12 protein-coding genes are annotated in these 12321 nt (G+C 59.4%); 8 read left to right on the top strand and 4 right to left on the bottom strand.

The window, feature by feature from the left end:
* Window positions 1-76 precede the first annotated feature (76 nt).
* The gene (locus ACYAS9_RS02050) at window positions 77-1711 is read right to left on the bottom strand and encodes a lactate permease LctP family transporter (protein WP_463566647.1); all 1635 of its coding nucleotides are present in this window, start codon (window positions 1709-1711) and stop codon (window positions 77-79) included.
* Between the two features lie 363 nt (window positions 1712-2074).
* Here ACYAS9_RS02050 and ACYAS9_RS02045 point away from each other — a divergent pair, with 363 nt between their 5' ends.
* Window positions 2075-2842, top strand: coding sequence for a GntR family transcriptional regulator (locus tag ACYAS9_RS02045; RefSeq protein WP_463566646.1), 768 nt, complete (start codon window positions 2075-2077; stop codon window positions 2840-2842).
* 39 nt (window positions 2843-2881) lie between these two features.
* On the opposite strand, the gene smpB is transcribed toward ACYAS9_RS02045, so the two are convergent.
* A complete protein-coding gene (smpB, locus tag ACYAS9_RS02040; protein WP_463566645.1) occupies window positions 2882-3364 on the bottom strand; it encodes an SsrA-binding protein SmpB in 483 nt (160 codons plus the stop codon).
* Window positions 3365-3546: 182 nt separating this feature from the next.
* Here smpB and ACYAS9_RS02035 point away from each other — a divergent pair, with 182 nt between their 5' ends.
* Both ACYAS9_RS02035 and ACYAS9_RS02030 read left to right on the top strand, forming a co-directional pair.
* Entirely contained in the window at window positions 3547-3981 is a 435-nt protein-coding gene (locus ACYAS9_RS02035) for a type II toxin-antitoxin system RatA family toxin (RefSeq protein WP_463566644.1), read from the top strand.
* Window positions 3974-4291, top strand: a complete 318-nt coding sequence (locus ACYAS9_RS02030) for an RnfH family protein (protein ID WP_463566643.1) — start codon at window positions 3974-3976, stop codon at window positions 4289-4291. The genes ACYAS9_RS02035 and ACYAS9_RS02030 overlap by 8 nt, the downstream gene beginning before the upstream one ends.
* Before the next feature lie 80 nt (window positions 4292-4371).
* Here ACYAS9_RS02030 and ACYAS9_RS02025 read toward each other — a convergent pair whose 3' ends face one another.
* Window positions 4372-4905 carry an outer membrane protein assembly factor BamE gene (locus ACYAS9_RS02025; RefSeq protein WP_463566642.1) on the bottom strand — a complete coding sequence of 178 codons (534 nt, stop codon included), beginning with the start codon at window positions 4903-4905 and terminating at the stop codon, window positions 4372-4374.
* 98 nt (window positions 4906-5003) lie between these two features.
* On the opposite strand from ACYAS9_RS02025, the gene fur reads away from it, so the two are divergent.
* Entirely contained in the window at window positions 5004-5411 is a 408-nt protein-coding gene (fur, locus tag ACYAS9_RS02020) for a ferric iron uptake transcriptional regulator (RefSeq protein ID WP_463566641.1), read from the top strand.
* A gap of 82 nt (window positions 5412-5493) precedes the next feature.
* Here fur and recN read toward each other — a convergent pair whose 3' ends face one another.
* Window positions 5494-7167, bottom strand: coding sequence for a DNA repair protein RecN (gene recN / locus ACYAS9_RS02015; RefSeq protein WP_463566640.1), 1674 nt, complete (start codon window positions 7165-7167; stop codon window positions 5494-5496).
* Window positions 7168-7435: 268 nt separating this feature from the next.
* Between recN and grpE the strand changes: the two genes are divergently transcribed.
* From grpE to dapB, 4 genes are all read left to right on the top strand, one after another.
* Window positions 7436-7999: a nucleotide exchange factor GrpE gene (gene grpE, locus ACYAS9_RS02010; RefSeq protein ID WP_463566639.1), complete on the top strand. Its 564-nt coding sequence runs from the start codon at window positions 7436-7438 to the stop codon at window positions 7997-7999.
* Between the two features lie 103 nt (window positions 8000-8102).
* Complete coding sequence (gene dnaK / locus ACYAS9_RS02005) at window positions 8103-10019, top strand: molecular chaperone DnaK (protein ID WP_463566638.1); 1917 nt, start codon at window positions 8103-8105, stop codon at window positions 10017-10019.
* 325 nt (window positions 10020-10344) lie between these two features.
* The gene (gene dnaJ, locus ACYAS9_RS02000) at window positions 10345-11475 is read left to right on the top strand and encodes a molecular chaperone DnaJ (RefSeq protein ID WP_463566637.1); all 1131 of its coding nucleotides are present in this window, start codon (window positions 10345-10347) and stop codon (window positions 11473-11475) included.
* A 21-nt stretch (window positions 11476-11496) separates the two neighbouring features.
* Window positions 11497-12300, top strand: a complete 804-nt coding sequence (dapB, locus tag ACYAS9_RS01995) for a 4-hydroxy-tetrahydrodipicolinate reductase (protein WP_463566636.1) — start codon at window positions 11497-11499, stop codon at window positions 12298-12300.
* Window positions 12301-12321 lie beyond the last annotated feature (21 nt).

The raw sequence follows: 12321 nt of genomic DNA, 5'->3' as shown, positions 1-12321 counted from the left end.
ACGCAGGTGTGGACGGGTTATCGATGGCTGACGCCGGCAGTGCCTTGTTGACCGGCATGCCGACGTCAGGGTGTGATCAATGCACCAGCATGCCGGTGAACCAGTACGCCTGGGCGTAGGTGATGCAGCCGACCAGAGTGGCGAAGAACAGGCTGTGCTTGAGGGTAAAGCGGAACAGGTCCGACTCTTTGCCCACCAGGCCGGTGGCGGCGCAGGCCACGGCGATGGATTGCGGCGAAATCATCTTGCCGGTCACGCCGCCGCTGGAGTTGGCCGCGACCATCAGCACATCGCTGACGCCGACCTGGTGTGCGGTGGTGGCTTGCAAGGAGCCGAACAGCGCGTTGGCCGAGGTGTCGGAGCCGGTCAGGAACACGCCCAGCCAGCCAAGGAACGGCGAGAAGAACGGGAAGGCGGCACCGGTGCCGGCCAATACCAGCGCCAGGGTCGAGGACATGCCCGAGTAGTTCATGACGAAGGCAAACGCCAGCACCATACCGATCGAGACAATGGCCCAGCGCAGCTCGATGACGGTCTCTTTAAAAGTGGTAAGACCAATCCTGGCGCTGATGCGCAGTACGATCATCGACACAATCGCCGAGAGCAGAATCGCGGTGCCGGAGGCAGCAATGATGTCGAGCTTGTACACCGCCGGCATGGCGGTGGCCTTGGCGACGATGGGCGTGCCCTTGATCACCAGTTGATCCAGGAAGGGCACCGCGGTGTTGATGGTCCAGGCTTGCAGCGGGCCGCCGGCGGCGAACAGCGCCTTGAACGGTTTCAGGGTCCAGACGGTGACCATGGCGGTCAGGATCAGGAACGGCGACCAGGCTTTGAAGATCTGCCCCAGGCTGTAAGGTGACGCGGTGCGTGACGGGGCGGCATCGGCTGTGCGTTTTGGCTGCCAGACCTTGAGGAACAGGGTCAGGGAAATGATGCTGACCAGTGCCGAGGTGATGTCCGGCAGCTCGGGACCGATGAAGTTGGAGGTCAGGTACTGGGTGATCGCAAAGCTGGCGCCGGCCACCAGGGCGGCGGGCCAGGTTTCCTTGACGCCGCGCGTGCCGTCCATGATGAACATCAGCCAGAACGGCACGAAAACCGAGAGGAAGGGCAACTGGCGGCCGGTCATTGCGCCGATCTTGAAAGCGTCGATGCCCGAGACCTGGCCGGCGACGATGATCGGAATGCCCAGTGCGCCAAAGGCCACCGGCGCGGTGTTGGCGATCAGGCACAGGCCGGCGGCGTACAGCGGGTTCAGGCCCAGGCCGACCAGCAGCGCTGCGGTAATGGCCACCGGTGCGCCGAAGCCTGCCGCGCCTTCCAGAAAGGCGCCGAAGCAGAAGCCGATCAGCAACACTTGCAGGCGCTGGTCGTCGGTGATGGTCAGCACCGAGCTGCGGATGATCTCGAACTGGCCGCTCTTGACGGTCAGTTTGTAGAGAAACACCGCCGCGACGATGATCCAGGCAATCGGCCACAAGCCATAGGCAAACCCGTACCCGGCGGCGGCCAGCGCCATGTCGACCGGCATCTGGAAGGCGAAGATCGCCACCAGCACCGACAGCGCCAGGGTAATGCTGCCGGCAATGTGTCCCTTGAGCCGGAAAATCGCCAGCGCCAAAAAGAAGAACACGATAGGAATAAGCGCAGCGGCGGCGGATAAGCCCAGGCTGCCAAGCGGGGAATAGAGTTGTTGCCAGGTTTGCATTGGGTTGGCCCCTAGTTGTTTTTGGTTAGGCCCGGTGTGCTGTGGCGGACGTCTCAGGTCGTGTATCGCCCGGCTCACCAGTGCTGGCCTTTTCTGATGGAAAAGGTCCGGCGATGTGATGGTGGTCAATCATCTGAACATCGGTATTGGATAATTGGTAATACCAATTTACAATGCCTGGTCGCTAGGTTAGAGGCCTTGCTCGGGGTGTGTCAATTTGTGGTTTTTCTACTTTGGTCTCATGCCGCTGTCCTGCAGCGTGAAATGATGCTTGAGGTGGGGGCTTGCGACAGGTGCCGAGAAGGTCTCGATCGGCCAGAATAGAGCGCCCGACAACGGGATCGGGGAAGTGGAGTGAGGGTTATGGGGTTTGGTCAGGTACGGCAGCGTCGTTTGTCGGACGATATCGTCGAGCAGCTGGAAAAAATGATTCTTGAGGGCACGTTGAAGGCAGGCGGGCGTTTGCCGGCCGAGCGTGCGCTGGCGGAGCAGTTCGGTGTGTCACGTCCATCATTGCGTGAGGCGATTCAGAAGCTCACCGCAAAAGGGCTGCTGATCAGTCGTCAGGGTGGCGGCAACTATGTGGCCGAAAACCTTGGATCGACATTCAGTGATCCGTTGCTGCATTTGCTGGAAAACAGCCCCGACGCCCAGCGCGACCTGCTGGAGTTTCGCCATACCCTGGAAGCGTCATGCGCTTATTACGCGGCGTTGCGCGCGACGGACCTGGACCGTGAGCGCCTGCGCGAGGCCTTCGATGCGTTGCAGGATTGTTATGCGCGGGCCGAGGAAGAGGGCGGAACGCAAGAAGGTATCGCCGATGCCAATTTTCATCTGGCGATTGCCGAGGCGAGCCATAACACCGTGCTGCTGCACACCATTCGCGGGTTGTTCGATCTGGTGCAGCGCAACGTGGTGATCAATATCGGCGGGATGTACAAGCAGCGCAGTGAAACGCGCAACATGCTTATCGAGCAGCATCGTGAGCTGTATCTGGCGATTATCGAAAGACGTGCAGAAGATGCGCGTGAGGTGTCCAGCCGGCACTTGATGTATGTGCAGGAGGTGCTGGATGAGGTGCGTCAGCAGGGCGAACGCGCAGCACGGGCCGAGCGGCGGCATAACCTGTAGTCGCGGCCGCACGCGCGGCCACGACGACAGCGGGCAGGATCAGTCGTCCTTGCCCTTGCTGCGCACGGCGCGTTGCAGCTCGCGGTCGGAATCGCGTTCGCGCTCGGTGTGGCGCTTGTCGTATTCCTTCTTGCCCTTGCCGAGTGCAATTTCGCACTTGATCAGGTGCTGCTTCCAGTACAGCGACAGGGCGACGCAGGCGTAGCCTTTTTGCTGTACGGAGCTGAAGAGCTTTTCCAGCTCGCGCTGGTTGAGCAACAGTTTACGGGTGCGTGTCGGGTCGGCGATAACGTGCGTGCTGGCCGTCTTGAGCGGCGTGATATGGCAGCCCATCAGCCAGGCCTCGCCATCCTTGAGCAGCACGTAGCTGTCGACTAGCTGTACCTTGGTGGCACGCAAGCTTTTTACTTCCCAACCGGACAGGACCAGACCGGCCTCGAACTTGTGTTCGATGAAGTAATCGTGACGCGCCTTTTTATTTTGCGCGATGGTCCCTGTAGGGTGCTTTCTGAGTTTGGCCATAGGGGGCGCATTATAGGCAGTTGCTTCGATGTCGGCTATGGGCAAGCAGTGCGCTTGAGCACACAGGATGAATCCCGGACAATGCCGGTGTTGCCTATCCTGATATTTCTACCAGATGCGCTTTGTAGCGCCATTCGGCATTCTTGTGATGTTTGCCGCTCAGTTTTGGAAATGACGCTGACATGACTACGCATATTCAACGCTCGGCCCTGTTGCCGTACCCGGCCCGGTTTCTCTATGACCTGGTCAACGACGTGGCTCGTTACCCGGAATTCTTGCCGTGGTGCTCGGCGGCCGTTGTGCACGAGGCCAGTGAAACGCAGATGCGTGCCAGCCTGGAAATCGCCAAGGGCGGGCTGAGCCAGAAATTCGTGACCCGCAATACGCTGGTGCCGGGCGAGTCGCTGACCATGGACCTGGTCGAAGGACCGTTCAGCCAGTTGCATGGCGTGTGGACGTTCAAGGCGCTCGGCGATAAAGCCTGCAAGATCAGCCTGGACCTGTCTTTTGATTATGCAGGTCCCCTGGTTCGCGCGACGCTGGGGCCGTTGTTCAATCAGGCGGCCAATACGCTGGTCGATGCGTTCTGCCAGCGAGTCAAGCAGTTGCATGGCTGACGCCTTGATCGAGATTGAAGTAGCGCATGCCGGTCTTGCGCGTCAGGTCTTGCTGAGTTGTCAGGTGCCGGCCGGCAGTACGGTGTCTCAGGCCCTTGTGGCAAGCGGGATCGGCCAGTCGTTTCCTGATCTGGATCTGGCGGCTTGTCCGGTCGGTATTTTTGGCAAGGTGATTGGCGATCCGCAGGTGCGTATCGTGCAGGCGGGCGAGCGTATCGAGATTTATCGAGCGCTGCTGGCCGATCCCAAAGAGGTCAGGCGTTTGCGTGCGGCCAGAACGGCGCGGGTCCTGAAGAAGAGTCGCCCCTGATCGCTTGCGCTACAGGTAGCCACTAAAGAATATGCAGACACAAAAAAGCCCGGCATGCCGGGCTTTTTGTTGTCGCTGCGTTACCGTGGCGAGGTTTCCAGAGGTTCCTGGACCGGCGCGGGAACGGTTTCGACGCTGTCGACATCCTTCTGGATCTGATCGAGCAGCGAGCCTGGGCGGGCAGGTTCTTCTGCCTTGGGCTGTGGCTGGTTCTCGACCGGCTGATTTTCGATTGGCAGGCCGCTTTCGGTTTTACCCAGAATGGCTTCATCGCGGCTGACGCCGGGTCTGAAATCGCCGGACAGGCTGACCAGTTGATCGTTGCCGTTGAAAATCAGGCTTACGTGCTCCTGCTGGCGTTCACCGCCACCGGGCTGCAGGCTGTACAGATAATCCCAGCGGTCATTGTGGAAAGTATCGGTCAGCAGAGGGTTGCCCATGATAAACCGTACTTGCCGTCGGGTCATTCCCGGGCGCAACTGGTCTATCATGTCTTGCGTGACGACATTTCCCTGTTGGATGTCGATTTTATAAACCCCGGGGAACGAACAACCGGCGAGTGCGAGCAGTCCCACGAGTGTGAAACTGGTTAGCAAGAGCTTGGTGTTTTGCATCGGTGGGCGACTTCCACTATCTTGGCTGGGATAACGTAAACTCCGATCATACCTGCATTAAGAGAAGCTGCGAAGCAGCGTCTGCGAGAAAGCTGACCATGGTTGAAAATAGCGAACTACGTAAAGCAGGACTCAAGGTGACCCTTCCGCGGGTCAAGATCCTTCAAATGCTCGATTCTGCCGAGCAGCGCCACATGAGTGCCGAGGATGTTTACAAGGCTCTGATGGACGCTAGCGAGGATGTCGGCCTGGCCACGGTCTATCGTGTTTTGACTCAGTTCGAGGCCGCAGGGCTCGTTGTGCGTCACAATTTCGACGGCGGTCATGCGGTATTCGAGCTGGCTGACGGCGGCCACCACGACCATATGGTCAACGTGGATTCTGGCGAAGTCATCGAATTCTTCGACGAAGACATCGAAGCGCTGCAAAAAGCCATTGTCGAGCGGCACGGCTTCGAGCTGGTCGATCACAATCTGGTGCTGTACGTGCGTAGCAAGAAAGACTGAGTCCTTCTTATTCGCGCATAGCAAAACGCCCCTTGTCGACTCAGCGCGACAAGGGGCGTTTTTTTGTGTCTCGGTTTTGCCCTCAGCCTTTTGAGGTGACGATCATCTTTTTCGCATGGGCCAGGGATTCCTTGGTCAGATCGATCCCGCCCAGCATGCGCGCAACTTCTTCAATGCGTTCGTTCTTGCCCAGCTTCGACACGGCGGTGCGCGTGGCATTGCTGTCGCGGACCTTGTGTACGAACAGGTGTTGATGACCTTGTGCAGCCACCTGTGGCAGGTGGGTCACGGTCATGACTTGGCCGCGATCGCCAAGCCTGCGCAGTAACTGACCTACGATTTCAGCGGTCGGGCCGCCAATGCCAACGTCCACTTCGTCGAAGACCAGGGTCGGGATACGTGAGGTCTGGGCAGTGATGACCTGGATGGCAAGGCTGATACGCGACAGCTCGCCACCGGATGCCACCTTGGCCAATGGCTTGAGCGGCTGCCCGGGGTTGGCGCTGACCAGCAGTTCGACCTGCTCCAGGCCATAAGGCAATAGTTCGCCACCGGTATGAGCTTTCAGCTCAATGCTGAAGCGACCGCCCGGCATGCCGAGTCGATGGATTTCCTGCTCGACGGCGTGCGCCAGTTCTCCCGACGAACGGTGCCGCAGGTCGCTCAATTCCCGCGCCTTTTCCTGATAGTGACGGGCAAAGGCGGCCAGTTCGTTCTGCAGGCGCTCGATGGACTCGTCGTTGGCATTGAGCGTTTCGATCTCGTCCAGCAGCTTCTGATGCATGGTCGCGACTTCATTGGGCTGGATACGGTGCTTGCGCGCCAGGCTATAGATAGCATCCAGACGTTCTTCTATCTGTTGCAGGCGTGCGGGATCGGCGTCGAAGTGATCAAGAAAGCGATTGAGCTCGCCCATGGCTTCTTCAACCTGAATCTGGGCGCTGGACAAGAGCTCGGTGGCCTCATTCAAAGCGGTCGAGCTGTTGCTGACGCCTGACAGGCGATTGAGGCTGTTGGTCAGGGCGTGCAGGACATTGCCCGAATCACTCTCGCTGCATTGCTCGATCACCTGACGGCAGATACCGAGCAGGCTTTCCGCGTTGGTCAGCGCCTTGTGGTCCTGTTCGAGATTCTCCAGCTCGTTTTCGCCCAGGCTCAGGCTTTCGAGTTCTTCAAGCTGATAGCTGAGCAGTTGGTGGCGGGCGCGTTGCTCGTCGCCGGAGTTGGACAGGCGTTCCAGCTCCTGGCGGGTCTGGCGCCAGCGTTGCGAGGCCAGGTGCACCTGGCGGGCGAGGTCGGTGGCGCCGGCGTATTCATCGAGCAGGCGGCGGTGGGTTTCGGCCTTGAGCAGCGATTGATGCTCGTGCTGGCTGTGAATATCGATCATCAACTCGCCCAGCGCCTTCAGGTCACCCTGTGGGCATGGCGTGCCGTTGATATAGGCGCGTGAGCGGCCTTCGGCAGTGATGACCCGGCGCAGGATGCACGGTCCCTGGTTATCAAGGTCGTGCTCGGCGAGCCAGGCTTGTGCCTCGGGGATATCGGAAAGGTCGAAGGTGGCCAGGATGTCGGCCTTTTCGGCTCCGGGACGAACCACGCCACTGTCGGCCCGGTCGCCCAGGGTCAGGCCCAGGGCGTCGAGCATGATCGACTTGCCGGCACCGGTTTCGCCCGTGATGACGCTCATCCCCCGATCGAGTTCGAGGTCGAGGTGTTCAACGATGGCGTAGTTGTGTACGGAAAGATGGACCAGCATGAAGTGGCTCCGAGGTGGCTCTTCTGGTTATTTATACAGTGTTTTGTTTGTGCCTGACAATGCCTGCCCTTAGCTCGATTTGATTGGTTGAAGCCCGCTTTTAGTTGTTCGGGTAATTTGCCAGCATTCCTTCCGGGTGTTTATGGGAAGGTTTTTCGCCATAAACCTCAACTTCCCGCACGTGTCCCCTTGAAGCCGGAAATTCCGTTCCCATATAGGGGGACAGAAGCGCGAGCTGGGTTCGCGGACGTTTTGAAAGGAGAGATTTATGGCTGACGAACAGAATCTGGATACGCAGGCTCAGGACCAGGCTGCGCAATCGGCAGCAGGTGAAGATCTGGCAGTGCGCGTGCAAGTGCTCGAAGAGCAACTGGCTGCCGCGCAGGACCAGTCTCTGCGAGTGGCTGCGGATCTGCAGAATGTCCGCCGCCGTGCCGAGCAGGATGTAGAAAAGGCGCACAAATTTGCGCTGGAAAAATTTGCAGGCGACTTGCTGCCGATCATCGACAGCCTGGAGCGTGGTCTCGACCTGTCGAGCCCGGACGATCAAAGCATCCGCCCAATGCGCGAAGGCATCGAGCTGACGCTGAAAATGTTCCAGGACACGCTCAAGCGTTATCAGCTTGAAGCAGTCGATCCGCATGGTCAGCCGTTCAACGCTGATCAGCATCAGGCCATGGCGATGGAAGAAAATGCCAACGTCGAGCCCAACACCGTGCTCAAAGTGTTTCAGAAGGGCTATCAGCTCAATGGTCGCCTGCTGCGCCCGGCCATGGTCGTGGTCAGCAAGGCACCTTCGCCTGCCAAACCGTCGATTGACGAGCAGGCTTGAAATCGGCAGACCAGCCCCCATTTAAAGGTCAAGCGTTAAAAGTGCTACCGCAATCTGTGAACCCGGTTGCGGCAACCCTACACAAGTTTCTGGAGAGTTAAAGATGGGCAGAATTATCGGTATCGACCTGGGGACCACCAACTCCTGCGTTTCGATTCTGGAAGGCGGTAACGTCAAGGTTATCGAAAACGCCGAAGGCACCCGCACCACGCCGTCGATCGTTGCGTACGCCAATGATGGCGAAATCCTGGTTGGCCAGTCGGCCAAGCGTCAGGCGGTCACTAACCCGCACAACACCCTGTACGCAGTAAAGCGTCTGATCGGCCGTCGTTTCGACGAAGAAGTCGTTCAGAAAGACATCCAGATGGTGCCTTACAAGATTTCCAAGGCTGACAACGGTGATGCCTGGGTTGAGGTCAATGGCCAGAAAATGGCACCTCCTCAGATTTCCGCTGAAATCCTGAAAAAGATGAAGAAAACCGCCGAAGACTATCTCGGCGAGCCGGTTACGGAAGCGGTCATCACCGTTCCGGCCTACTTCAACGACAGCCAGCGTCAGGCGACCAAAGACGCCGGCCGTATCGCGGGTCTGGACGTAAAACGCATCATCAACGAACCGACCGCAGCCGCTCTGGCCTACGGTATGGACAAGGCCAAGGGCGATCACACCGTGATCGTTTATGACCTGGGTGGCGGTACCTTCGACGTTTCGGTTATCGAAATTGCCGAAGTCGACGGTGAGCACCAGTTCGAAGTACTGGCGACCAACGGTGACACGTTCCTGGGTGGTGAAGACTTCGACATCCGTCTGATCGACTACCTCGTTGACGAATTCAAGAAAGAAAGCGGCATCAACCTCAAAGGTGATCCGCTGGCCATGCAGCGTCTGAAAGAATCGGCCGAGAAAGCCAAGATCGAGTTGTCTTCCAGCCTGCAGACCGACGTCAACCTGCCGTACATCACTGCAGACGCCACCGGTCCTAAGCACTTGAACGTGAAAATCTCCCGTTCCAAGCTGGAATCGCTGGTTGAAGACCTGGTTCAGCGCACCATCGAGCCTTGCCGCGTTGCCCTGAAAGATGCCGGTATCGACATTGGCGCGATCAACGACGTGATCCTGGTCGGTGGTCAAACCCGCATGCCGCTGGTCCAGAAGCTGGTCACCGATTTCTTCGGTAAAGAAGCGCGTAAAGACGTCAACCCTGACGAAGCCGTTGCCATGGGTGCTGCCATCCAGGGTGCGGTACTGGCCGGCGACGTCAAAGACGTTCTGCTGCTCGACGTCAGCCCGCTGACCCTGGGTATCGAAACCATGGGTGGCGTGATGACGGCGCTGATCGAGAAGAACACCACGATTCCTACCAAGAAATCGCAAGTGTTCTCCACTGCCGACGACAACCAGAACGCCGTGACCATTCACGTGCTGCAAGGTGAGCGCAAGCAGGCTGGCCAGAACAAGTCCCTGGGCAAGTTCGACCTGGCCGAGATTCCGCCAGCGCCACGTGGCGTGCCGCAAATCGAAGTGACCTTCGACATCGACGCCAACGGCATCCTGCACGTCGGCGCCAAAGACAAGGCCACCGGCAAGCAGCAGTCCATCGTGATCAAGGCCAACTCCGGTCTGTCCGAGGAAGAAATCCAGCAGATGGTGCGTGACGCTGAAGTCAACGCCGAAGAAGACCGCAAGTTCGAAGAGCTGGCCTCTGCCCGTAACCAGGGTGACGCGCTGGTGCACTCGACTCGCAAGATGATTTCCGACGCGGGCGACAAGGTCACTGCTGAAGAGAAGGCTGCTGTCGAGGCTGCATTGGTCGCCCTGGAAGCCGCTGTCAAAGGCGACGACAAGGCGCTGATCGAAGCCAAGGTCGAAGAGCTGTCGAAGGTTTCGGCGCCAATCGCGCAGAAAATGTACGCCGAGCAGGCTGAAAACCCGGAAGCGGCTGCCAAGCCAGCCGAAGGCGCAGCCAAGCCTGACGACGTCGTCGACGCCGAGTTCGAAGAAGTCAAAGACAACAAGTAAGCGCAGGCTCACTTGCAAGCCGGTTGACCGCTGCGTTGCGGTCACTGGTAGGATGTCGCCGCGCGGGAGCTTGCTCCCGCGTTGGCGTGTCTGGAGCAGACGAAATTTTTGGTGTTTGCCGCCTGCCGGCGAACACTTGGCGGCAAGGGCGCGATGCTCCTGCATCGCGGCTCGCTGTGCCGCTTTCTCGGTCGTTTTCGGCCGTTGAACGAAGACCAGGATCGTTGAATTGACGTGAGTTGGGTCCGGGCCTGTATTGGGCTCAACGAGTCAGGCCAGGCTCAGGAGGGTTTGGCCGGACATCCTCAAGAGTGCGGAAGAAGATATGGCGAAGCGTGACTATTACGAAGTATTGGGGGTTGAGCGAGGCGCCAGTGAGGCGGAGCTGAAAAAGGCCTATCGTCGTCTGGCGATGAAGCACCACCCTGACCGCAACCCCGATGACAAAGCGTCGGAAGAGTTGTTCAAGGAGGCCAACGAGGCCTACGAAGTGCTTTCCGATGCCAGCAAGCGCGCGGCTTTCGATCAGTACGGTCATGCCGGCGTAGACCCGAGCATGGGTGGCGGTGGCGGCTTTGGCGCTGGCGGTGCGAACTTCTCCGATATTTTCGGCGATGTATTCAGCGACTTTTTCGGTGGTGGCCGCGGTGGCGGTGGTCGTGGTGGCCCGCAGCGCGGCAGCGACCTGCGCTACACCCTGGAACTGAACCTTGAAGAAGCGGTGCGCGGCACGACCGTGAATATCCGTGTGCCGACGCTGGTCAACTGCAAGCCGTGCGACGGCAGCGGTGCCAAGAAAGGCTCGGCACCGGTCACTTGCCCGACCTGTGGCGGTATCGGCCAGGTGCGCATGCAGCAAGGCTTCTTCTCGGTGCAGCAGACCTGCCCGCGTTGCCACGGCAACGGCAAGATCATCTCTGATCCGTGCGATTCCTGTAATGGCGAAGGCCGGGTCGAGGAATACAAGACCTTGTCGGTCAAGGTGCCGCCAGGTGTCGACACCGGCGACCGTATCCGTCTGTCGGGTGAAGGCGAAGCGGGTCCGCACAGTGGACCGAGTGGCGACCTGTATGTGGTCATCAATGTGCGCGAGCACGCGATCTTCCAGCGCGATGGCAAGCACCTGTTCTGTGAAGTGCCGATCAGCTTCACCGATGCGGCGCTGGGCGGCGAGCTGGAAGTGCCGACCCTGGACGGTCGCGTCAAGCTGAAGATTCCTGAAGGTACTCAGACCGGCAAGCAATTCCGTCTGCGTGGCAAGGGTGTGGCGCCGGTGCGCGGTGGTGGCCCAGGCGATCTGATGTGCCGGGTGGCCGTCGAAACGCCGGTCAATCTCGACAAGCGTCAGCGTGAACTGCTCGAAGAGTTCCGTGAGTCGCTGGAAAGCAACGAATCGCACTCTCCCAAGGCCAGTGGCTGGTTCGAGGGTGTGAAGCGTTTCTTCGGCGATCTATAAGGTTATTCACAGGAGCAGGGTATGCGACGTATTGCTGTGACAGGCGCCGCCGGGCGCATGGGCAAGATTCTGATCGAGGCGGTCGGCCAGGCGCCGGGCGCCGGGCTGACGGCTGCCATCGATCGCCCCGACAGTACGCTGGTCGGTGCCGATGCCGGTGAGCTGGCGGGGCAAGGGCGTATTGGTGTGCCGCTGTCGGGCGATCTGGCGCGGGTGGCGGAAGAGTTCGATGTGTTGATCGACTTCACTCACCCGTCGGTCACCTTGAAGAACTTGTCGTTCTGCCGCAAGGCGGGCAAGGCCATTGTGATCGGTACCACCGGTTTCACTGCCGAAGAGAAGCTGCGCCTGGCAGAGGCGGCCAAAGAAATTCCGGTCGTGTTCGCCGCCAACTACAGTGTCGGCGTGAATCTGTGCCTGAAACTGCTCGATACCGCCGCCCGCGTGCTGGGCGATGAAGTCGATATCGAGATCAGCGAAGCTCATCACCGGCACAAGGTCGATGCGCCTTCGGGTACGGCCTTGCGCATGGGTGAGGTTGTCGCCAATGCGCTGGGGCGTGATCTTGAGAAGGTCGCGGTTTATGGTCGCGAAGGCCAGACCGGCGCGCGTGAGCGTCAGACCATCGGCTTTGCCACGACCCGCGCCGGCGACATCGTCGGTGATCACACGGTGCTGTTTGCTGCCGATGGCGAGCGCGTGGAAATTACCCACAAGGCGTCCAGTCGCATGACCTTTGCCCGTGGTGCAGTGCGTGCCGCGCTGTGGCTGGAAGGCAAGGCGCCAGGTCTTTACGACATGCAGGATGTGCTCGAGCTGCGCTGATCAGTCGATAGTATCGGCGAA

Source organism: Pseudomonas sp. HP_08, assembly GCF_055284095.1.
The sequence above is the reverse complement of the archived record's forward strand: the minus strand, read 5'-3'. Positions and strand labels throughout refer to the sequence as shown.